Here is a 23226-nt window from a genome sequence, read left to right as displayed (position 1 = left end):
GTTCGAATTTGTGTCGTAAATCGTCCTTCGTAACTCGTCAATCGAAAATAGGGTGTCGCTCAAACGGCTTTTCCCGATCAAACAGGTAGCGGTAGGTATGATGTGTCTTGTAAATCGTCGCCAACAGTTGCTCACAGACCCGCATCATTTTTGGATTGAAGTCGCCGATCCAGTTCATCTCGATGGTTTTGTATGGAAAAGAAGCTTTGCCACTCATCTTGTCATAGCTGATGATCATGGCGCTCTCGACTCCTTTACCCTGATGCTCCGGCACTACGCCAAAGACCAACCCGAGCATTTTATTGGGCGGAAAGAAAGTTTTGTAAAATAGAAATTTGACCTTACCGATAAGATCCATCTTCCCGTTGACATGCTTGAAGATCTGGTTGATTTCAGGGATTTGGATGAAAAATCCAACAGGTTCACCTTTGAAGAAAGCGAAATAGATCAAGCGTGGGTCGATGATTGGCTTCATTTTTCCAAACATCAATTGGGCTTCTTTCAAAGCAATTGACTTGCCCATGTGGCGGGCCCAGGCTTTGTTATACACCGTCATGAAGTACTCCGGCGCTTTTTCCTGAAGTTCTTTCCCTTTGATGTACCGGAAAGAATACTCCGGATTCGCCATGATGGTGTTGGCGCGTTGGATCATTTTCTCGTCAAAACCGAGATCCTGAACGGGTCGCATATAGGTGTATTGCTTGAAGTATAGCTGGAAGCCATAGTTTTCGAAGAACTTCTGGTAGTATGGAAAGTTCCATGGCATATTGTAGTTCGGCTCAGAAAAACCATCTACCAACAAGCCCCACCATTTGTCACGTTCACCGAAGTTGATCGGGCCATCCATCGCTTCCATTCCTTCACTTTGGAGCCAGGCTTTTGCAGTATCAAGAATTAGAAAAGCTGCGTCTTGATTGTCTATGCACTCAAAGAATCCCACTCCTCCAGTTGGTTGCTTTTCTTTCATTTTGGGATTGATAAAAGCTGCAACCCGACCGATGGTCAATCCTTTTTCATCCTGAAGAAGCCATCGCTTGGCTTTGGCCCCATTTCGAAAAAGCTTATTGGTCTCGGGATGAAAAAGTCCCTCAATATCCGCATCGATTGGTCGGATCCAGTTTTTTTCCTTCTTATAAAGCCTCACTGCCATTTCGATAAACTCTTTCTGATGGGCAGGCGTGGTGACTTCGATTAGCTTCATGAGATTATTATTTGTTCTTCAAATTGCTCATGGAATCTCGCAAGGATTTACTTAACTCTAGGTCTGACTTTCTTGTTGTGCTCGATTTCATTCGGGTGATTTTAGTCGGCTAAAGTAGTCGATTGGTGGGAAAGGGCAAAAAGTAAGTGCTTGCGTTGTCCTGCTTCTCCAGAAGCTGGATGATTTTCATCTAGTGTGTTGCTTTCAGAAAAGCTGCGCAAAAAAAATGCTGCATCCGGAGAAGCAGCATTTCCATTTATCTAAAGCGCTTTCAGTACCTGGTTTCCAAATTTTGAAAAGTCCTCATCTGAAATCGCTCCAAAAATGGCATATCATTCGAACTGGTGGGCTCTGCGGCAAGATTTCTATTGAAGTCGCGACGTGCTAAGTGGTGCTTTTGAATTGGATCTATTTCTCGGGAAACTGAAGGACTATTCTGATCAAACATCTCCTCACCAAGCGATTCTCCATTCAAACCAAAGTATCTCCAAGTTCCTGTCTTTTCACCTGCATTATATGATCCCGAGCTAGCTACTGCTGTACTTTTTGGATAATAGGTCAACCAAACGCCAGTTCGGACTCCTTTAGCGTAGCGCCCATTTTCCAGCAAATTTCCTTCTCGGTCATAGACAAGTCTTTTTCCTGTGCCATTGACCAGTTTCCCTGCATCCAGCACTCTGCCATCCACAGTTCTAAACTCGCTGATTGCTACCAATCGATTTTCGACAAACTGCTCATCCTGAAATACAACCCCTTGTTCATCGACTACCTTCCAAATTCCCTCTTTGTTTCCATCCTTGTATTCTCCCTCTCGGTAAAATCCCTGTACCTCTCGGATTTGCTCTTTCCAGTCCCCCACACGGACACCCGCTAGGTACGCTCCTTTGCTGATCAGGGTACCCAGATTGTCGTAGTTTTCCCAGTTGCCAGAAAGCTCCCCTTTGACAAAAGTTCCAATGATTTCTGGCTGACCATCCTCATAGAATCGCTCGTAAGCTCCGTTTTCTCGGTCATTTGCGAATTCTACAGATTTTTGAAGGGTACCATTTGGAAAAAAAGACTGATAGGTGCCCTGAAGTTTACCCTCTTCAAATGGGATAGTTTCGGCTACATTTCCATTTGGGAAGTAATTTTTAGTAGTGCCTTGAAGCAAATTTTTGAGGTAGAAATATTCGGATTTTTTTGACCCATCACGGTAATAGGAATTCCAATCCCCCTCTTTGAAATCATCTAGGTATTGACCAGAAAGCAGCACTTCACCACCTTCGCTGAATTCAAAAAACTCTCCGTTAAGCTTGCCATTTGAAAAATTTACCAATTTTTTGATTTGACCATTTGGGTAAAACTCCTCCATCAACCCGTCAGGCAAATTGTCTTTGAACGTAATCTGAAAAACCGGAACGGATAAATCAAACTCCTCCGCTATCTCCACACCTCTTACCGCATCCAAACTTACTTGAGGAGCATTGAGCTCATTTACCCGCTTATAAATTTTCCAGGTTCCGGACTTCTTCCCTTCTTCAATTGGACCTATTCCAACCAGATTGGTATTTCCAAAATAGAAGTACTCTTGGGTTTCGCTTGCCGGAAGATCTTGAATCAAGAACAGTCCGAATAATAAGACAAGGAACGTTTTCATAGTTTTAAGAGATTTAGTTGGATAAAAATCCTTGTGTTTTTCTCCCATGCAAAACGGAAGATAAATCCTAAATGTTTAGATTAATTATTTTTAGATTAGTTAGAAAAATAATTTATGGTTCAATCTCAAGTTACCTGCATATCCAGAAGCTGGATTCAATCAAAAAAAAAATGCTGCCTCTGGAGAAGCAGCATGTCATTAACTTTCAACAGTCGCATACAAATCAAACTCCGTCGCTTCATAAACCTTGGCCTGGACAAAGTCTCCCACCCGGCAGTAAAACTTGGAAGCATCGATTAGCACTTCATTGTCCACTTCTACAGAGTCAAATTCTGTTCGGCCGACGAAATGGCCTCCTTCTTTTTTATCGATCAGGACTTTGTAGGTTTTACCAATTTTCTCCTGATTCAGGTCGTAGCTGATTTGCTCCTGTACTTCCATCAGGTGATTGGCGCGGTCCTGCTTTTCTTCCTGAGAAAGTTTGTCCTCCATCCCAAATGCATGGGTATTTTCCTCATGGGAATAAGTAAACACACCCAATCGCTCAAACTTCATTCGCTCCACAAAGTCCACCATCTCTTGGAATTCCTTTTCTCCCTCTCCCGGATGCCCAGCGATCAAGGTTGTCCGGATCGCAATCTCAGGGATCATCTCGCGTATGCTGTGGATAAGTTCTTCCTGCTTTTCGCGAGTTGTGCCCCGGCGCATCGCCTTCAGGACATCAGTCGAACCATGCTGCAAAGGAATGTCCAAGTACTTACAGATATTCGGACGCTCTTTCATTACCTCGATCACATCCATCGGGAAACCCGTCGGGTAGGCATAGTGGAGACGAATCCAGTCGATTCCCTCCACATCGGATAGGTTGCGAAGGAGCTCGGCCAAGTTTCTTTTTTTGTAAATATCTAGACCGTAATAGGTAGAATCCTGAGCGATTAGTAGCAATTCTTTGGTTCCATTTGCCGCTTTGTGCTGGGCTTCCTTCACCAATTCTTCAATCGGTCGGGAGATATGCCCACCCCGCATCAGCGGAATCGCACAGAAGGAACAAGGTCGATCACAACCCTCGGAAATCTTCATGTAGGCGTAGTGTGCTGAGTGAGTCAACAGACGCTCTCCAACCAACTCATGCTTGTAGTCAGCTTTGAATTTCTTCAAAATAGCAGGCAAGTCCCGGGTTCCAAAAAATGCATCGACCTGTGGGATTTCTTTTTCCAAATCGTCTTTGTAGCGCTGTGAAAGACAGCCCGTCACGTACACCTTATCCACCAAACCCTGCTCCTTAGCATCCACATATTGGAGGATGGTATCGATCGATTCCTGCTTGGCATTGTCGATGAATCCACAAGTATTGATGATGATGATATTGTTGTCATCGGAGTTGGACTCATGACTGGCATTGATGCCGTTACCTCTGAGTTGGGTCAGCAGGACTTCGGAATCGACCAGGTTTTTGGAGCAACCCATGGTGATGATATTGACTTTGTCTTTCTTTAATGTTCTCGCTTTCACAGATTTCGCTTCGATTTGGGAGGGCAAAGGTAGGCAAAAAAACCGCGAAACGAATTAGGGATTGAAAAATTGGAATATTACAAAATTGGAAAAATGCCTGATCTACAACCCGTTCTTCTGAAAATAAGCGTTTGTCTTCTCGGAATTTTCCAATCTTTCAATTTGAGAATTTTCAAATCGCCTCCACTTAACACTTTGATAAAATAACCTTAACGTGAGGTATCGCACTCGGGGAAATGGTTTGTCTAATTTCGCAGCGTACAGCAAATACTTTTTAACTCCTTGCATTTATTTTTTGCCTCGACGAAAGTCGGGGCACCGTGCAAGGGAGGACATTTGTCAGGCTGAGGGAAGTCGAAGCCTCGGATTTTTTAGATTTCGGACGTCGGATTTTAACTACCCAAACACCAAAATTTAAATCAGTGTAAATCTGTGACTTTTTCTGTGTCTATCTGTGGGAACCTCTGACCTCCTGTCAATCCAAAAATCTTTTGCCGATTTCAGGGTATAGAGTACCTTAGTTTCCCAAATCGAATCGTATGGAATTCACTGCCCCAAATGCCCAAATCTTGACTTTTGACAGGAAAAATCTTTCCGACCAAACCCTCCTCAAACTCTACGAATCGCTGATCATGCCCCGTCGAATCGAGGAGAAAATGCTAATCCTCCTACGGCAGGGTCGAATCAGCAAGTGGTTTAGTGGATGGGGTCAGGAAGCCATCTCGATTGGCGCAGTAAATGCCTTGGCGGCGGATGAATTTATCCTGCCCATGCACCGCAACTTGGGGATTTTCACAGGTCGGGACATGCCTTTGGAGCGGTTGTTTGCACAGTTTCAGGGAAAAAAATCAGGCTTCACCAAAGGTCGGGACCGTTCTTTTCACTTTGGCAGCATCGAGCACCACATCGTCGGAATGATCTCCCACCTCGGGCCACAATTAGCCATCGCAGATGGAATCGGCTTGGCCCACAAGCTTTCTGAGGAAAAGAAAGTGACCCTTGTTTTCTCCGGTGACGGGGCAAGTTCGGAGGGTGATTTTCACGAAGGATTAAATGTGGCGGCGGTTTGGAAATTGCCGGTGATTTTTGTGGTGGAGCACAATGGGTATGGGCTTTCGACCCCAAGTGAGGAACAGTTTGCCTTTAAGTATTTCACCGAAAAAGGCCCTGGCTACGGTATGGAAGCAGTCCGGATGCAGGGAAACAATGTCTTGGACGTCTACGATACTATTCTTAGACTGGCCGAAGACATCCGTGAAAACCCAAGACCAATTTTAGTCGAAGCCATCACTTTCCGTATGCGGGGACATGAAGAAGCTTCCGGTACGAAGTATGTGCCCAAGCATCTGATGGAAGAATGGGCTCAACTTGATCCGGTGGACAATTACGAAGCCTATTTGGAATCGCTTGGTGTGCTAGATCCATCAACCAAAGAAGCAATCAACCAAAAAGTCAAAGCAGCAATCAACGAGGGGTTAGAAATCGCTTTTGCAGAAGAAGCTATCACACCTAATCTAGAAGAAGAACTCGCAGATGTCTATGCGCCTTTTTCCCAAGTAGTCATCGCTCCGGAGGGACCAAGTACCGAAAAGCGCTTCATCGATGCCATCAGCGACGGACTGCGTCAATCGATGGAAAAATACCCCAACCTGATCCTCATGGGTCAGGACATCGGAGAGTATGGTGGGGTATTCAAAATTACAGATGGCTTCAAAGCCCAATTCGGAGGCGAACGGGTCCGCAATACCCCACTTTGCGAAAGCGCCATTATCGGTGCCGGACTCGGTCTCTCGATCAAAGGCTACAAGGCCATGGTAGAGATGCAGTTTGCGGACTTTGTGAGCGTGGGTTTCAATCAAATCGTGAACAACTTGGCTAAAATCCACTACCGCTGGGGACAGCAAGCCGATGTCGTCATCCGAATGCCAACTGGAGCAGGAACAGCCGCAGGACCCTTCCACTCCCAGTCCAATGAGGCCTGGTTTTTCCACACTCCTGGCCTGAAAATCGTCTATCCTTCCAATCCTCACGATGCCAAAGGACTCCTCAACGCGGCTTTGGAGGACCCCAACCCCTACCTCTATTTCGAGCACAAATTGCTCTACCGCTCCATCTCAGGACCTGTGACTGATAGTTATTATACCGTGGAAGTCGGAAAAGCTGCTTTGGCACGAGAAGGAACCCAAGTCTCCGTCATCACCTATGGAATGGGCGTACATTGGGCAATCAAGGCCGTCGAGGAACTCGGGATTTCCGCAGACATTTTGGACTTGAGAACCCTCTTGCCATGGGATCAGGAAGCTGTGGTTACCACGGTGAAAAAGACCGGAAAGGTGATTTGCCTCCACGAAGACACCCTGACGGGAGGAATCGGCTCAGAAATCTGCGCCTGGATTTCGGAGCATTGCTTCAAAGACCTCGATGCTCCTGTGATGCGGGAAGGAAGCTTGGATACTCCGGTGCCTTTTGCTCCCAACTTGGAAAAGCAGTTTTTGCCGGTTGATCGATTCAAGACCAAATTGAAGGAACTTGTCGAATTCTAATTCTTGATTGAAATATTGAAAGCTTAGAAAATTGGGTTGAAAAGTGGTAAGGTTGGAAGGTGGTAAAGTTTTTAGGCCTTTTAGGTTTTGATGCGAAATTTGACCTCAACTCTGCACAACACCTCGTAAATCAAAAATCGTAAATGAAAATCAGACAGCTAGCCAAAGAAGAACTCCCCAAAGTCCAGTCCATCGCTCACCGCACTTGGCCATCGACTTTCGCCAATATTCTGAGTCCGGAGCAGATTGACTATATGCTGAATTGGATGTATTCGCTCGACATGCTGGAATCTCAGCTGGAAAAAGGACATACCTTTTTGCTTGCTGAGGAAAATGGGGAAGAACTTGGTTTTGCGGGATTTGAATTGAATTATTCTCAAGAATCAAAAGCCAAGCTGCATAAAATCTACCTCTTGCCCTCAGCTCAAGGAAAAGGCGTGGGCAAAGCCTTGATCCTTGAAGTAGCCGACCAAACTAAAAAAGCCGACCAAAATAGTCTCCTGCTCAACGTCAACAAGTACAATCAGAAGGCCATTGATTTTTACCTGAGAATGGGCTTTCAGGAGATTTACAAAGAAGTCATCGACATCGGAAACGGCTACGTGATGGATGATGTGGTGATGGAGCTAAACCTTTGAGGGATTGCTCACAGATAACACAGATGGAAATTAGTATCTGTGAACATCTGAGTCATCTGTGAGCTAAAAAGAAAAATTTCACTTCAGCTTCAGCTGCTCCACTTTGCTTTCCCCACCTCTGATTTCCTGATAGATTTTTTTCATTTCTTCCAGCTTTTCAGGATTAGAAGCAGCTAGGTTGTTTTGCTGTCCTGGATCTGCTTTTAGGTTGTATAATTGATAGTCCGCAGCATTTCCCAATTCAATATTGACTTGATTTTGGACTGCCGGCCCTTTGTATGGCGGAATCATGGCCCAATCTCCAGCACGAAGGGCTGTTCGGGAGGTAGCTTCCAAGATAAAAGACTCTCTTCCTTTAGTACTCTTCCCCAAAAGCGCATTCAACAAATTTTCACTATCCGGACCTTTTTCCTGACTTCCTACCAAAGCTGCCAAAGAACTCAGCAAATCAATCTGTGTCACCATCGCATCAGAAACTCCAGGCTGGATTTTCCCTTTCCAATAGGTGATGAATGGAACTTTCGTTCCCGCCTCAAACAAGGAATATTTCCCTCCTCTCAAAGGCCCAGCTGGCGTATGATCTCCCAATTTTTCCACCGCGTCATCGTAATAGCCATCATTCAATACTGGCCCATTGTCGCTGGAAAAGATGATTAGGGTATTTTCTAAAATGCCCGATTCTTCCAGCGTTTTGAGTAATTCTCCGATTACCCAATCGGCCTCCAGAATGGCATCACCCCTCGGCCCCATTCCCGACTTTCCTTCGAAACGGGGATGCGGTGTACGCGGCACATGGGGCTGCTGCATGGGGAAAAAGAGAAAAAACGGTTTATCAGAGCTTGCATTTTCCTGAATAAAGGCCTTCCCTTTTGCCAAAAAATGATCAGCCATATCCACATCACTCCAACGTGCGCTTTTCCCTCCTTTCATGAAACCAATCCGAGGAATTCCATTCACGATGCTATGGTTATGCCCATGATGCCACCTCATGGTGAGTAACTCAGGATTATCTAGGCCCGTGGGTTCTCCTTCGAAATTATTCTCATAATCGACCAGAATGGGGTCATTTGGATCCAAATTGACAACACGGCCATTTTCGATGTAGACCGTCGGAACCCGATCCTGAGTAGCTGCCAAAATATGGGAATAGTCAAATCCCACATAATTTGGATTCGGTGAGATTTCTTGATTCCAATCTACAAAACCGGTTCCCAAACCCAAGTGCCATTTCCCGATAATTGCCGTTTGATACCCCTGAGCGCTGAGCATTTTTGGAAGTGTCATCTGAGCTGTATCGATGATTAAGGGTGCTGTACCCGGAAGGATTTTGGCATTTTGATTTCTCCAGGGATAGGTCCCTGTCAACAGCGCATAGCGACTGGGAGTGCAGGTAGCGGAGGAAGCGTACCCATTGGTAAATCTCACCCCTCCATTGGCCAAAACATCCATATTTGGAGTCTGAAGCGTGCCAGACCGATAGGCACTGACATCGCCATAGCCCAAGTCATCGAGGTAGATTAGCAGAATATGAGGAAAAGCGTCTTGCGCTGTTTTTACTTTCGAAGTGGAATCACAAGAAAAGAAAAACAATGCGAGCCAAAATAGAAAATACGGCTTCGAGAAGAACAGAAATTTCATAGACTTGGATTTAGCACTTCAAAATGGGAGTTATTCTCCTGAATATCAATTTCAACTCAGAAATCCGCCAAAACGGTCTCCCAAAGTACCAAGCCATTCGCCGTGGCGGTCGGTACAGGTTCCCAACCAGCCTCAGGGTGGTCAAGTCTTTCTTTGATTTGATCTGGAGAAAAATACCAGATTGCATGGATCATTTTCCGTACTTGGTGATAAAGAAATCCAGTACCCGTCACTTCGAAGCAATGGAGTTTTAAAGGAGCAAAATCCGAGGAAAACGCGTCGCTTTCAAAGACTTTAGCCTCCAGCACTTCACGGACGAAATCAGTCTTTTCTCCTGAAATCTTACAAAAAGCCTTGAAATCATGCTTGCCAACAAACAGGGCAGCATTTTGCTCCATTTGCTTTACCGAATTGACACCCGAAACGGAAGTAAAAAAAGCCGAGGCAAAGGGATGGAAATCTGGAGAATCGGAGAAGTAGTAGCGGTAGGTTTTTTTACTGACTGACTGGATCAGATTAAAATCCCGCCTGATTTCCTGAACGGAATTTAGTCTGATTTCACCACCTAGGTTTTGATTGAGTAAAGGCAAGAGGGCTTCAAAATCAAGTTTTTCTTTCACGAATACCTGCAAAAACCCAGCTCTACAACTCACCCCTGAGTCTGTCCTACTCGATCCTATCATCCTCAAATCCTCATGGCCTAGGACAAAACGAAATACCCGCTCCAGTTTTCCTTCGAGGGTAGGTTGTCCTTTTTGCTTGGCCCAGCCCTTGAATCTGGCTCCAAAGTATGATAAAGAAAAAAGATAGGAAAAGGGCCTAGAAAGCATGATCAAAGGGGAATCAACGTAGAGGCAAATTAAGTTCTTTGACTCCAAAATTACCTTCCCATTCCCAGATAAATCCGGGGATTCCATGATTTTGCAGCACTTGATTCAAGTCGAGCAGATAATTCTGCCGTGATTTAGGATCCGAATTGACTGTGACTCCAAATTCAGTACACCACAGAACCACCTGGTGCTGCTTTGCCCATTGGGAGATTTGTCCGATCTTATCCTCCATGGCAATGCGGTTGCCTGTAAGAGCATAATCTCTGTAATTGATCTCCCCAGCTGTACCTCGAGCCTGAGGAGAAAGTACAGGCATTGCCTCCGCTGCGAAGGGATAAGGAATGCCCTTTGTACTGTTTTGGGGACCGGTCCATGCAGTTCCCTGATGGGTGTACAGGAAAGGCTCATAGTAGTGAAAAGTATAGATGATTCGGTCTAAGTCCCAAGGCTTCATCCTGCTGAGTTCGAAAAGGCTGTTAAAATTAGTAGCACCTAGGATCAGCGGAATGTTCGGACTCACCTTACGGATCGACTCTACCAAATCCGGAACCACACTATGCCACGTATTTGGGCTAAGTTGAGGTTCATTGACGAGTTCGAGGTAAATATTGGAAAGATTTCCATCCAATGATTTCAAAATTGCTATCCAGTTTTCCTGAAGTTTTAAGACTTTCAAGTCGAGTTGGTCTTCAGCCAGCTGATGATCAAAATAGGCCAATATCAGAATCAAGTCCTGAGACTCAGTATACCGCACTACTTTGCGGAGCTCACGAAGAAATCGCTGATCGGTATGTAACAGGTAATCGACAGCAAGTGGTAGTCGCACCGAAGTATAGCCAAAGCGCTGAAGTTCTTTGAGCTGGGAAATAATCGCCTTGCTGTGAAAGCTGGGTTTATCCCATGTTCGTTCCATACCAGTCAAATTGATCCCATTGTTGGGGATTTGAGCAAATAGTAAAGATTGAATAGTTAAAGCCATTACCAATAGAATAGTCAACCGCATGAATCAGGAGATTTACTTAACTTCAAAAACTGCATTTTTATAGAAGAATTTGAACATATTCATCGAAAAAGGGACCAATTCCTAAGCCAATAACGCTATTTTTAACGATTATTACTTCACCACAAACCGACTGGCATGCACTCAGAATCCACCCCAATACCTGCCAATGCTCTGGAAAATGCGTATTTGAAAAAAAATTGGGACGCGGCCAATTATATCTATTGGAGCATCATCAGCATTGTTTTGGGATTGTATATCCTGGAATTTTTTATTCTCAAAGATCTCTGGCAGCAGACTTTTCTGTTCAAAACGGGAATACTTGCTTTGGGGATTTTGGGCTTTGCACTCCTGAAGAAAAAATCCAAAACCCCACACCTGCTCGTCATCCTGCTGAGCGCCCTGTTTTCTGCCTATTGTCTGCTAATTATCCAGCAGGTTGACGGGGTACTAGTAACGTTATACTTCGTTATTTTGACACTTGTAATCGGAGGGCTCAACTATCTGGCTCTTTGGCGCGGAGTCTTTGGGCTTATCCTAGTGCTGACAATCTGTTTGATTTATGCCCTGTTGCTTTGGTATTTTGGTTTGGAAAAATTTTATCCACAACTGCAGCTCGGAGGATATGCGTTTTTGGCCATACTGCTTCTTACCTCATTTATCCCTGATGCCAGAAAGCGCAATTACAAAATGAACCTCGAAAAAGAACTTAAGCGCGAGGATCTTTTGAAAACGCAAGCCAATCAAATCCGAAATCTCAACCTGAAATACGGTGAATTAACAGAGGCCAATAAAATCGAAAAACAGAAAGAAAAGATCCTTCGTCACGACCTTAAAAATAAAATCAACAACATCATCGGCCTGTCACAACTCTTGCAGTTAAGTACAGACAAGTTGGACGAAGAAGAGAAAAATTACATCCAACTTTTGCAGGATGTCAGCATTGACTTGCTTCGCTATGCAGACAATCTCTTCGCTAAGGAAGACCAAGACACTTCACTCAAAATCAACCTTCAGCCAGTCAATTGCTACGCTAGTCTGCGAAAAACCAAAAAAGGCATCAAAGCAAAACTGGACGAATACGGATTAGACCTCAAGCTCAACAAAGAAGAGGCACAGTATTTCCTCCTCACAGACCTGCTCATCTTCAATAATGTAGTAGAAAATATCCTTAATTACCTGATCATTTGGTCTAAACCTGACGAGTCGATTCAAGTGACCTGCCTTCCGGTCGATGAAAACATCCGGATCGAGTTTTTAGCGCCTTCAGCACGGATTCCTGCATCAGAACTCAATCGAATCTTCAAGCCGATTGATTCTTTTGAATTTACTTCGAGCTTTGCAGCACCTCAGGGCCTCGGTCTGCAGATTGCCAAAAGCATGACTGAGCAAATGGGCGGATACTTCAAATACCAAACCGAACTGGAAGGTGGCGTGATTTTCAAACTGGAGTTTAAGCAAGTGCAAAATCCTCAAATCCTGAACTGACCATGATCCGATTTGCGCTACCTTTCTTGCTGCTCGGGTTATGCTCCACCGCATTGGCTAATCTCCACCCTCAAAGTCCTAAAAACCAAAAGGATTCCTTAGCAATAAACTCCTTGCCTTTGCCAGAGGAGCTTCTGCCTGAAATTACAAGAATCGCTGTTCCCGAAAGTTGGGTCGAGCGATATCCTGCCGAACTGATCGGTCTCCAGCTCGGTATGAAAAGAAAATTTGGAAAAGCGATCTCCTTGAGGGGACTAGCTGAGGATCAAAGCAATCCCATTTCAGAAGTATTGGTAATTGGACCAAAGAATGATTTGGATAGTATGATCTTAGCGGGATTATCTCCATCTGCATCTAGATTGTCGATTTTGAATCATCCAGTTGACTTGGATTCCGGAGAAATAAAACCTGTCCGAAAGCTCTATCTTGAAACAACCGAAAATCCAGACTTTCAGGCATTATATCGTGTTCTTGGTTTGCCCAGTATGCCGACTGCTGGATCAGCGACCGTCTATGCTTACGATTGGCTAGACACTTACAGTCTTGCTTACATGAACTTCCCCGATCTTCATTTAATTGGAGAAAAACTTCAGGTACACTCAGTCAATATCCCAACTTACCTTTCGAAAGCCAAACTCAAGTCTCTCAGCGTCCATTTTAGGGCAAGTCACAGTTCCATTCCCAAAGGCAACCGCAGGTTTTTGAATTTCTATCTCAACAACAACCTACTCCGGACCTTTCAACTGACTGCAAACAATGGTGTAGACGAACTTTTTGAGATACCGCCAATTGTACTGGCTCCGGGTTCTTATTTTACCTTCGAGCTCCTGCCGGCAGATTTCTCAGGACCTGGAAGCAAGGACTTTGACTTGGAGATCGATCTGGAAAACACCCTAATTTCCCCTGAATATCGATCAGAGTTTCCACTTCTTTTTTCCTCGTTCCCCAAAAACATGGAAGGAAAGCCTTTGGAAATCCGCTATGACTTCACCCTCAGGCTAGCTGAACTTGAGGCCTTAGGCAACCTTCTCGACATCCTCAATCAGCGTCCGCAAAAAGAATATCCGCTATACTTTCCAAAAATGACCCGGATCAATGGTCCTGAGGAATTGCCCATGGGTGATACCCATCTGATTCTACTCACCCAAAGCCCCGAACAATACGAGGAGGTATTCAAAAACCTAAAAAAAATAGCGTATTCCCCCGAGGGATTGTCTCATAAATCAGATGAAATCGGACTGTTTCTGAAAAATCACCCGCAGACACCATTAACTTGGATGGAGCTGTTTGCACGAGACGGTCAGCATGTTCTTTTGATCTCCAATGATCTTCAGGATGGGCGACCTCTTGTAGAAGCCATTGATGGCATCGAAGACTATTATGTCACCGATATGGGTAATATCTTGGTGGCAGATGCATCGCACTACTACTACTTTGACATCAGGTTGAAGGAGCTGAAATCCCAAAGGGTCGAAAACCGGGAAAGTTTTGAAAGCTTCTGGATGGGCTATCGGCTCTACCTGAGTGCTTTTTTGCTGATTCTGATCGTGGTTCTTCTGCTCTATGTCTATCAAAAATCTCAAACTGCTAAAAAGAAAATCGAAGATGCTCGGACGTAACATTTTATTCCTGATCCTAATTTTCCTGTGCGGTGCCCTACCCGGTCTAGCTCAAAATCCTTGGCAACAGGATAAGGGAGAATTTTTGCTTTCTCCATTTCTAAGCAGCTACAAAGCAACGGCCTATCGGGACCGATCAGGTGACAAGATTGATTTTTCAGACCAAGGAAAATTCAGCAACGCAAATCCAAGGCTTTATTTCAGTATGCCAATTAAAAATTACAAGGTCAATCTTTTTGGTACTGTACCGCTCTTTTTCAACCGGTATCGGGATGACAACCAAAATCAGAAAAATACGGACTGGGGTGAATTGGAACTAGGAGCCCGTGTGCACCTCACCCAACTCAAAAACAACTACCTGCTTGGCTCATTGACAGCTTTTTTTCCGGTCTATACCAATGACAAAGTCCCCTTCACGGGTTACGACCGATTTGGAATGGAAGCCCGGATTATGCTATATGGCAATGCACCCTGGCTTGGCTCGAGCAATAACTTTCACAAACTGGAAACAGGAGTTCGATATTTTTTCCCGGACGATCCCCTGCAGCTCAGGATTTATGCTTCTGAGGGGATCCGCTTTGGGGGCAAATGGGTCGCTCTTGGAGAGTTGGATTGTATTTTCTCCACTAGTGAAAACAGTGAGTTCTTCGAAGGCAACCTTCAGCTAGTCTCTGACTTCAGCATGGTCAAAGCGGCTATGAATCTGGGCTATGAGTTTACTCCGGATTTGGCACTGTACGGTGGACTATTTCATGATATATTCAACCGCAACTCCGGAATCGGAAGCGGATTTCAGGTGTTTTCGGTAATCAAGCTGCGCTAATGGAGACTAAAGAATATTTTCGAAAGTCCCTCTTTGTGGAAAAAGCCGGTCTCAACTCTTCCTCCATTGAGTCCATCGAAAGGCTGGAAAAGAAACTGGAAAAAAGCTTTCTACGGATTGCCCTAAACTATGGATATCTCAGCCGGAGAAAGTGGAAAGAATCCTTGGTAAGCGAGGGGATTTCTCTGTTTCAATTTGAATTCACTTCGTTGAGTCCAATCCCAAAAGCATCAGTGGTCCAAGAAAAGCTTCATACTTTCCTTGACGCATTGATTTTCCCTTTGGTCCAGCGGGAGGATTACCTTGAGGTTGTACTCTCCGACCCCTCAGACAGCATCAACATCAACCAGATCGAAGCACTCCTGGGTCAGCGGGTAGATCGGTACCATGTCGCAGAAGATCTGGACGTGTTGAAGGCATTGCATACCACTTATGGGCTAGACTACCTTGACAAAGCTGTTTTTAACATTTACGATCAGGATCGGGAAAGCTGTGCTATCGAAACTTTCACGAAAAGCCAATTAATAGTCATCGGAGCCGTACTGATAGCAGGTTTGGGATTCTTTTTCTTTTTTCCGGTCAATACCGCCATCGTCATCAATCTCATCCTAAATGGGCTGCTGTTTTTCTCGATCACTTTTAAATTTTTACTGACTCTCTATGGATCTCGGATGGAGACAACCAAAAAAATCAGTAAGTCCGAGCTCGAGTCAATTCGGGATGAGGAGCTGCCTTTTTACACAATTTTGCTTCCCGTATTCAAAGAATCCGAGGTCATTCACAAGTTGGTATGGAACCTGAAAAATCTGGATTATCCACTTGAAAAATTGGACATCAAACTGCTCATCGAATCGGACGACAGCATGACGTACAATGCGGTGAAGGAGATGAATTTTCCTTGCATTTTTGAGCCGGTGGTCGTGCCTTATGCCCAGCCAAAGACCAAACCCAAGGCCTGCAACTATGGCCTGTACTTCAGCAAGGGCAAGTACCTGACGATCTACGATGCCGAAGACATCCCGGACAACAATCAGCTAAAGCTCGTCCACTCCCTTTTCAACAAAATCTCCGATGACTATGTGGTCATCCAGTGCGCACTCAACTATTTCAACAAAAAAGAAAACCTCCTAACCCGACTTTTCACACTAGAGTATTCGTACTGGTTTGATTATATGCTTCCTGGCTTGGATAACCTTGATGTACCTATTCCACTAGGTGGAACGAGCAATCACTTTAGATTTGACAAGCTTATGGAGCTGGGCGGATGGGACGGGTTTAATGTGACAGAAGATGCAGATCTGGGACTCCGAGCCTATGCCAAGTCCTATAAAGTGACCGTGCTGGACTCCACTACGTTGGAGGAGGCAAACAACGACTTCTTCAACTGGATCCGGCAGCGCTCCCGCTGGATCAAAGGCTACATGCAGACCTATTTGGTACACATGCGACATCCGGTGAAGTTGTTCCAAAGTATTGGGCTCAAAGGGTTCTTTGGATTTCAGTTTTTTATTGGAGGCACTTTCTTTACGTTTTTGGTCTATCCAATCCTGCTATTGTTTTTACTTTTTATTTTGTTTTTGCATTCGGGACTCTTGGATACGCTGGTCTTTTGGTCAGATCAGCCGGTGAGCAAGCCGATTTTGGATGCGATTTCCGTCTTTTTCCCTGATTGGCTGATCGTGGTTGCGATTTTCAACTTTGCTATCGGCAATCTGATGATGATCTATGTGAATATGATTGCGGTTTTCCGAAGGAGATCCTACACGCTGATCCTCTATGCGCTGATCAATCCACTCTACTGGCTGATGCATTCCATCTCTGCTTACAAGGGACTGATCCAATTGATAACCAAACCATTTTACTGGGAAAAAACCAATCATGGGTTGACCAAATCCACTAAATCGTCTGCAGGATGAAAAAGAACACGCTTCTCACCCTTCTGGGTTGGCTTATTCTCTCGACGCTGTATTTGTTGGCTTCTTTGTGGATCCAAAGTCGGGGGTTCATAGATTTGGAAGCCTACTTTATTCAGTATAAAATTCAAAATCTCACCCGCTATGACCTGAGTTTTTTCCGGACGTTTTACTTTACGGAGCCTGCCTTGTTGTTTTTGGGTTCGTATGCTTTTTCGTTTGTCCAAGTAATCCAGCCTAGCTATCTGATCAATGCACTACTGATGGGGGGGCTGAGTGCAGTTTTGATCCGAAAAAGCTGGCTGGGTGACCAGAAACAAAAGATGCTGGGAATCTATGTTCTGTTAAGCCCGGTTTTACTTTTTGCAGGAATCAGTGGAGGAAGCTTGGCTTTGTATTTGGTGTTTTATTTTTCGTTTTTCAGCTTAGTTCTGAGATACATCCGATCGTATTCGGTCTTTCATCTGACCTTTCTAAGTTTGCTTTTAGGAACTTTCCTTTTGCTGGATAGAGGTTTCCTGAAATTATTGCTCATGTTGATCCCAATCTTCTTTTTTGTGGGATTCGGCAAAGCCAAAGGGATCAGCGGAAATTTCTTTGCCAAGGCTTCTGCTATTTTCCGCAATGAATCACAGCGGAGAAAATTCTTCACCGGTTTCTTTTCTTCTATTTTCTTAGTATGCTTTATCCCTCTGATGGGGATCTTTGTCTTTCTGATTCTTAATCGGGTCTTCGGAGGTGGATTTTTTTACTTTGAGACTAGCCTAGCTGACGTATGGAATAGCTATTCTGGAAGATTCCCGCTAGTTCAGGATGATTTCATGGTCTGGCGGGCAATATCCGAAGGTAGTTTGCGATACCTGATTTTAATCGGACTTGTTTCGGCCTTAAGTGTATTCTTGATTTTGGATGCTACGCGAGGGAAATCCGCAGCTGCTGTTGTGGTACTTGCGTTGCTTTATGTGATTTCTGAGACTGCGGCAGACAAGGTTCAGAATTTACACTTAAACCTACTATCCATGATGACTGGTGTAAGTTTGGCTGTTTTCTTCCATCCCACTCAATCCAAGACTTTGCCTACCACTCGATTTTTAGCTTACCTTATTCCATTTCTGGGGATTTTATTGGAAATCTTCTACTTCAACCAAACTGTATCTCAAAAAGAGCGTCTGGCACTACAGGTAATTCAACAACCCGGTGAAACTTCCAGAGCTGCCTCAATTCGCCAAATTCAAGCTTTTTTCAAAGAAAAAGGCAAAGGAAGGATCTTGAGCGATGATGCAATCTTCTACCCTGAGCTTTCCCAACTTCCCGCAGACTGGACTTGGGAGGGTCACTTCAGCCCGGACTTTCAGCATGCGCTACAGCAGCCCAAACTCTACGCAGATTATCTGCTGGTCACCAAACCTGATCAGCTCCTACATCTCAACGATATCGTAGCCACGGCCCTTGACCGTCTGGATTATCATGGAATTGAATTACCACGAAAAGTTGTCTATGAGGATGATTTTGCCCTGATTCTTGAGCTTAATTAAGTAAATATGTGGAGGATGAGTTGATTATCAGGTTCTTGCTTTACTCCCTTTTTTGGAGGAGGTTTCATCTTTTTGTACTTTCCCTAAGCGTTAAATCCAAATACCTATGAAACTTCCCTTCTTCCTGATGTTGATGGTAGCTTGGCTGCCTGTGCTTTCCCAGACTGGACCTTCCAAAGAGATTCAGATTAAAATGGCCCTCCTAGCAGCTCCCGAGGACCAGCGTTCTGATGCTACTGTCTATGCTTTTGACGGGACTTTACTTCGAAAAGGAACCAATCAGACCGTTTGTTTGGGAGACGATCCTACACGTGAGGGACTTTCTGTTTCCAGTTACCACATTAGTGCACAGCCTTTTATGGAGCGCGGTTGGACACTTAGAAAAGAGGGAAAAACCGCTCAGGAAATATTCACTACCCGTGAAGCTGAATCCAAAGCTGGCAAACTCAAACTTCCCGATCAGGGAAGCCTACTCAATGCCTTGACTGCTGAAGAAAAAGACGTGAATTGGACTACTGGGGATGCCAAAAACACCTATACTCGCTCTGTCGTCTACATTCCTTGGGCAACCGCGGAAAGTACAGGCTTGCCACTAAAACCAGCTGGACCGGGTTTACCTTGGATCATGGATCCGGGAACTCATCGCGCACATATCATGATCAATCCGGCGAGGGATTAAGGTTATTCATTAAATTTGAAAAAAATCAGTTATGGAACTTTCATTAAAAGAGGTATTTGAGGCATCTAAAAGTGTGCTATCCGAAATAGTTAGTCTACCTGATCCTGACTTTAGACTAGAGCAGGTTGAATTCAAAAAAGATCAAAAGATTTGGGAAGTGGTAATCTCATTTCTAGTTGCAAACAAAAATAAACCTGTTGGAATTACTCCAATAACTTTTTCTTTCCCGGTTGAGAGAGTTTACAAACGTCTAAAAATCGATGAAAATAAAGAAGTGCTGGGGATTTACATGTTTTCAGAGGTAGGATGATTTTTGTGGATACCAATGCGCTGATACTTTTGATAGTTGGGCTTATTGACAAGTCACTTATCTCATCGCATAAGCGGACTTCCATTTTTGAATCGATTGATTTTGAGAATTTGGCACTTCTGATCGGTGACTTGGGGAAAGTTGTAACAACTCCGAATGTTCTTACAGAAGTTGCCAACTTGCTGAATAACTTCCAAAAAGGGCATCGCTGGGCCTATTACCAAATACTAAGAGAATTGATAGCGAAGTCTACAGAAAAATTTCTTGAGTCTAAAATAATTATGGACTCCAATGCATTTTTTGAATTAGGACTAACAGATTCAGTAGTTTTAGAAATAAGTAAAGAGTGTGATTTTTTGATTACCGGAGATTCCAGACTTTCCGACTATGCTAAGGCTTTTGGAATCAAAGTAGTCGACTTGGTGAAAATCAGAAACGAAAGATTAAACTAAAAAACCACCCCATTCCTGAGGTGGTTTCTTCATTTTAATGGGAAAAACTCATCCCAAAATCTTCGCTGCCAACCAGTCTCCTACTTCAGAAGTTTTGTAGGCTTTTCCGCCATCAGCGATATCTTCGGTCACATAGCCTTCAGCTAGCGAAAGGTTTACCACGTCACTGATAGCTTTCGCTTCTTCCGCCAAATCAAATGCATAATCAAACATCATCGCAGCAGAAAGCACTGTTCCCAGCGGGTTTGCGATGTCTTTTCCAGCTGCTTGAGGATAGGAACCATGAATCGGCTCGAATAGCTTCACTTTGGAACCCAAGGATGCGGAAGGCATCAAACCCATCGAACCGGAAATCACGGAAGCTTCGTCGGTTAAGATGTCGCCGAAGAGGTTTTCGGTGATCAAAACATCATAAGCTTTTGGCCATTGGATCAGTCGCATCGCAACGGCGTCTACGAACTCGTATTCCACTTTTACATCCGGATATTCAGGAGCTAGTTCCTGAACCGTTTCTCTCCAAAGTCTGGAGGTGGCCATCACGTTGGCTTTGTCTACACAGGTCAAAAGTTTTCTTCTTTTTTGCGCAGCCTCAAAACCCATTCTAGCCAAACGAACAATCTCCTCTTTGCTGTACACATTGGTATCAAATGCCTTGGTGCCTTGCTCATTTCTGCCTCTTGGTTCTCCGAAATAGATCCCTCCGGTCAATTCCCGGAAGAAAACCAAATCCACTCCATCCACGCGATCCAGTTTCAATGGAGATTTATGAACCAAGGAAGGAAAGGTAAAAGTCGGTCTTACATTGGCAAAAAGCCCTAATTTCTGACGCATCCGAAGCAATCCTTGCTCAGGTCTGACCTTTGCTTTCGGGTCATTGTCATATTTCGGATCTCCGATCGCACCAAAGAGTACAGCATCAGAAGCGGCGCAAATCTCATGTGTAGCATCAGGATAAGGATCACCTGTAGCATCAATGGCGCATGCACCTACAAGTCCCTCTTTAAAGCTTATTTTATGACCGAATTTTTGCCCAATTGCATTGACTATTTTCACTGCCTGAGCAATTACTTCAGGGCCGATGCCGTCACCCGGCAACAGCGCGATATTCATTTCCATAGTTTGCGGATTCTTTTTCTGGGTTTGTATTGAATGATTCGACGATGTTTAACATTTTTTCGGTAGCCATCATCGCTGCCACCGTTTGGTCCGGGTCGAGCCCTTTGGTTTTGAATATTTTTCCATAATCCCAAGTGATCACCGTCTCCACAAAAGCGTCGGTTTTTCCTCCGGGAGGGATGGATACGTGGTAATCGATTAGCTTTGGCAGCTCTTTTTTGAGGGATTTATAGATCTTTTTTACTGCTTTCATGAAGGAATCGTACTGTCCATCTCCTGTGGCGGTGGCATCGTACGACTTACCATACACGTTTAATCGAAGCTGAACGGATGGTTTCAACCCCTTGGAATGGGTCATGTGATACCCTTCGATGCTGATATTTTTGGAAATCGAGTTGTTTTGCAACACATCGGAAATGATGTATGGCAAATCTTCTGTGGTCACCCGCTCCTTTTTATCTCCCAACTCAATGATTCGCTGCGTCACCCGAGTGAGCTCTTCTTTTTCTAGGGAAATCCCCAGTTCTTCAAGATTTTTCAGGATGTTGGCTTTGCCTGAGGTTTTTCCCAACGCATATTTCCGTTGACGTCCAAATCGCTCAGGAAGCAAATCATTGAAATAGAGGTTTTTCTTATTGTCGCCGTCTGCGTGAATTCCTGCCGTTTGGGTAAAGACATTTTCGCCGACCACTGGCTTATTGGCAGGGATATGCTGACCGGAAAACTGCTCCACCAACTTGGATACGCGGAAAATCTTCTGCTCCTGCACACCAATTTCGAAGTCAGTGAAGTCTTTGATCACAGCGATCACTGATTCCAAGGGCGCATTTCCAGCACGTTCGCCAAGACCATTCACGGTGGTGTGAATACCGGATGCACCATGGAGAATTCCTTCCATGACATTGGCTACAGAAAGATCGTAGTCATTGTGTGCATGGAAATCAAAGTGCGTTTCAGGAAACTTACCTACAATCAAATCAAAGAAATCCCGAACTTCATCTGGAGAAAGTAACCCCAAGGTATCTGGAAGCATGATTCGCTTCACTGGTTGCTTAGTCAGAAATTCGATCAAATTGAGGGTGTATTCCGGAGAATTGCGCATTCCATTGGACCAATCTTCAAGATATACATTGACCGAAATGTCATTTTTATCCGCATAGGAAATACTGTAAGCAATCTCCTCAAAATGCTGCTCCGGCGTTTTTTTCAGCTGGTGAACCAAGTGATTTAGAGAGCCTTTGGTCAATAGATTCAGCACTTTTGCGCCAGCTTCCATAATCCAATTGACAGATACTGGTGTGTCGACAAAGCCAAGCACCTCCACCCGATCGAGATACCCTTTTTGAGCCGCCCACGAAGTTATTTTTTGGACGCCCTCGAGTTCCCCGTCAGATACTCGGGCAGAAGCGACTTCGATCCGGTCGACTTTCAATTCCTCAAGCAGTAATTTTGCAATTTGGAGCTTTTCAGAAGGCAAAAAAGAAACTCCCGAGGTCTGTTCTCCATCCCTCAGCGTGGTATCCATGATTTCAATACGCCGCCCATTCAAACCCTCCATGGGTTTGAAACCCTTGGAGGGTTGAGCTGTATGACTTCTATTTGCCTCCATTATTTTCTTATCTGGACGCTGCAAATGCGTCAATTTCGGAAGACATATTCAGCAAATAGTCGATGTCGTCGAATCCATTCTGCATGTTGTCTTTCTTGTATTCGTTGATGTCAAAGGACTCAAACTCGCCTGTAGAAAGTAGGGTGATTTTTTGCTCAGGAAGGTTTATTTCGATTTCGGTCTTTGGCTCTGCTTGTATTGCTTCAAAAAGCTTATTTGCAAATTCCGCTGAAATGGTCACAGGAAGCACGCCGATATTCAAGCAGTTGTTTTTGAAGATATCTGCAAAAAAGCTGGACACTACACAGCGAAATCCATAATCGTAAATTGCCCAAACGGCATGCTCACGACTGGAACCCGAACCGAAATTCTTTCCTGCCACCAGAATCTTTCCGGAGAAGGTAGGGTCATTCAGAACAAAATCCTTTTTGGGATTGCCCTCAACATCGTATCGCCAATCACGGAATAAGTTGTCTCCAAAACCTTCACGCTCGGTTGCCTTCAGGAATCGTGCAGGGATGATTTGATCAGTGTCCACATTTTCAGTCGGTAATGGAACCGCGGTACTTCGGAGGACGGTAAATTTATCGTAAGCCATAATTTTTGGTAGAGTAGTTATTTGTTATTAGTTATTGGTGACTTGAATGTGCGAAAGTGGCTTTGACCCCAAACACAAATAAC

19 protein-coding genes are annotated in these 23226 nt (G+C 44.4%); 10 read left to right on the top strand and 9 right to left on the bottom strand.

The window, feature by feature from the left end:
• Positions 1-37: 37 nt before the first annotated feature.
• The 3 genes from DK188_RS15380 to rimO all read right to left on the bottom strand — a co-directional run bounded on the left by DK188_RS15380 (position 38) and on the right by rimO (position 4352).
• Complete coding sequence (locus DK188_RS15380) at positions 38-1201, bottom strand: hypothetical protein (RefSeq protein ID WP_111671719.1); 1164 nt, start codon at positions 1199-1201, stop codon at positions 38-40.
• Between the two features lie 271 nt (positions 1202-1472).
• Positions 1473-2840 carry a toxin-antitoxin system YwqK family antitoxin gene (locus DK188_RS15375; RefSeq protein ID WP_157963251.1) on the bottom strand — a complete coding sequence of 456 codons (1368 nt, stop codon included), beginning with the start codon at positions 2838-2840 and terminating at the stop codon, positions 1473-1475.
• 198 nt (positions 2841-3038) lie between these two features.
• Positions 3039-4352, bottom strand: a complete 1314-nt coding sequence (rimO, locus tag DK188_RS15370) for a 30S ribosomal protein S12 methylthiotransferase RimO (RefSeq protein ID WP_111671737.1) — start codon at positions 4350-4352, stop codon at positions 3039-3041.
• 539 nt (positions 4353-4891) lie between these two features.
• Between rimO and DK188_RS15360 the strand changes: the two genes are divergently transcribed.
• Both DK188_RS15360 and DK188_RS15355 read left to right on the top strand, forming a co-directional pair.
• On the top strand, positions 4892-6895 hold the full coding sequence (locus DK188_RS15360; RefSeq protein ID WP_111671716.1) for an alpha-ketoacid dehydrogenase subunit alpha/beta: 2004 nt from the start codon (positions 4892-4894) through the stop codon (positions 6893-6895).
• Between the two features lie 143 nt (positions 6896-7038).
• Entirely contained in the window at positions 7039-7533 is a 495-nt protein-coding gene (locus DK188_RS15355; RefSeq protein WP_111671715.1) for a GNAT family N-acetyltransferase, read from the top strand.
• 78 nt (positions 7534-7611) lie between these two features.
• Here the strand turns inward: DK188_RS15355 and DK188_RS15350 are convergent, their stop codons facing one another.
• The 3 genes from DK188_RS15350 to DK188_RS15340 are packed head-to-tail and all read right to left on the bottom strand — an operon-like array spanning position 7612 to position 11004.
• Entirely contained in the window at positions 7612-9171 is a 1560-nt protein-coding gene (locus DK188_RS15350) for a sulfatase family protein (RefSeq protein WP_111671714.1), read from the bottom strand.
• A 56-nt stretch (positions 9172-9227) separates the two neighbouring features.
• A complete protein-coding gene (locus DK188_RS15345) occupies positions 9228-10001 on the bottom strand; it encodes a tRNA pseudouridine synthase A (protein ID WP_157963250.1) in 774 nt (257 codons plus the stop codon).
• A gap of 13 nt (positions 10002-10014) precedes the next feature.
• Positions 10015-11004 (bottom strand): glycoside hydrolase family 5 protein, encoded by a 990-nt coding sequence (locus DK188_RS15340; RefSeq protein WP_111671712.1) that lies wholly within the window; start codon positions 11002-11004, stop codon positions 10015-10017.
• Between the two features lie 135 nt (positions 11005-11139).
• Here DK188_RS15340 and DK188_RS15335 point away from each other — a divergent pair, with 135 nt between their 5' ends.
• The 8 genes from DK188_RS15335 to DK188_RS15300 all read left to right on the top strand — a co-directional run bounded on the left by DK188_RS15335 (position 11140) and on the right by DK188_RS15300 (position 19820).
• Complete coding sequence (locus tag DK188_RS15335) at positions 11140-12489, top strand: sensor histidine kinase (protein WP_111671711.1); 1350 nt, start codon at positions 11140-11142, stop codon at positions 12487-12489.
• A gap of 2 nt (positions 12490-12491) precedes the next feature.
• Positions 12492-14108 (top strand): hypothetical protein, encoded by a 1617-nt coding sequence (locus DK188_RS15330; RefSeq protein WP_111671710.1) that lies wholly within the window; start codon positions 12492-12494, stop codon positions 14106-14108.
• Positions 14095-14931 (top strand): hypothetical protein, encoded by an 837-nt coding sequence (locus tag DK188_RS15325; RefSeq protein ID WP_157963249.1) that lies wholly within the window; start codon positions 14095-14097, stop codon positions 14929-14931. Before DK188_RS15330 ends, DK188_RS15325 begins: the two co-directional genes overlap by 14 nt.
• Positions 14931-16847: a glycosyltransferase family 2 protein gene (locus DK188_RS15320; RefSeq protein WP_111671708.1), complete on the top strand. Its 1917-nt coding sequence runs from the start codon at positions 14931-14933 to the stop codon at positions 16845-16847. Before DK188_RS15325 ends, DK188_RS15320 begins: the two co-directional genes overlap by 1 nt.
• Complete coding sequence (locus tag DK188_RS15315) at positions 16844-18379, top strand: hypothetical protein (RefSeq protein ID WP_111671707.1); 1536 nt, start codon at positions 16844-16846, stop codon at positions 18377-18379. The genes DK188_RS15320 and DK188_RS15315 overlap by 4 nt, the downstream gene beginning before the upstream one ends.
• A 106-nt stretch (positions 18380-18485) precedes the next feature.
• Positions 18486-19058: a hypothetical protein gene (locus tag DK188_RS15310; protein WP_111671706.1), complete on the top strand. Its 573-nt coding sequence runs from the start codon at positions 18486-18488 to the stop codon at positions 19056-19058.
• A gap of 31 nt (positions 19059-19089) precedes the next feature.
• On the top strand, positions 19090-19368 hold the full coding sequence (locus DK188_RS15305) for a hypothetical protein (protein WP_111671705.1): 279 nt from the start codon (positions 19090-19092) through the stop codon (positions 19366-19368).
• The gene (locus DK188_RS15300; RefSeq protein WP_111671704.1) at positions 19365-19820 is read left to right on the top strand and encodes a PIN domain-containing protein; all 456 of its coding nucleotides are present in this window, start codon (positions 19365-19367) and stop codon (positions 19818-19820) included. The genes DK188_RS15305 and DK188_RS15300 overlap by 4 nt, the downstream gene beginning before the upstream one ends.
• 48 nt (positions 19821-19868) lie before the next feature.
• Here DK188_RS15300 and leuB read toward each other — a convergent pair whose 3' ends face one another.
• Genes leuB through leuD form a run of 3 tightly spaced genes read right to left on the bottom strand, consistent with a single transcriptional unit; the run spans position 19869 to position 23143 of the window.
• Positions 19869-20936, bottom strand: a complete 1068-nt coding sequence (gene leuB / locus DK188_RS15295; RefSeq protein ID WP_111671735.1) for a 3-isopropylmalate dehydrogenase — start codon at positions 20934-20936, stop codon at positions 19869-19871.
• Entirely contained in the window at positions 20905-22494 is a 1590-nt protein-coding gene (locus tag DK188_RS15290) for an alpha-isopropylmalate synthase regulatory domain-containing protein (RefSeq protein WP_111671736.1), read from the bottom strand. Before DK188_RS15290 ends, leuB begins: the two co-directional genes overlap by 32 nt.
• 58 nt (positions 22495-22552) lie before the next feature.
• Positions 22553-23143 (bottom strand): 3-isopropylmalate dehydratase small subunit, encoded by a 591-nt coding sequence (gene leuD / locus DK188_RS15285; protein ID WP_111671703.1) that lies wholly within the window; start codon positions 23141-23143, stop codon positions 22553-22555.
• Between the last annotated feature and the right edge of the window lie 83 nt (positions 23144-23226).

This window comes from Algoriphagus litoralis, assembly GCF_003259255.1.
Classification (GTDB): Bacteria; Bacteroidota; Bacteroidia; order Cytophagales; family Cyclobacteriaceae; genus Algoriphagus; species Algoriphagus litoralis.
This window is presented reverse-complemented; position numbering and strand designations above follow the sequence as displayed.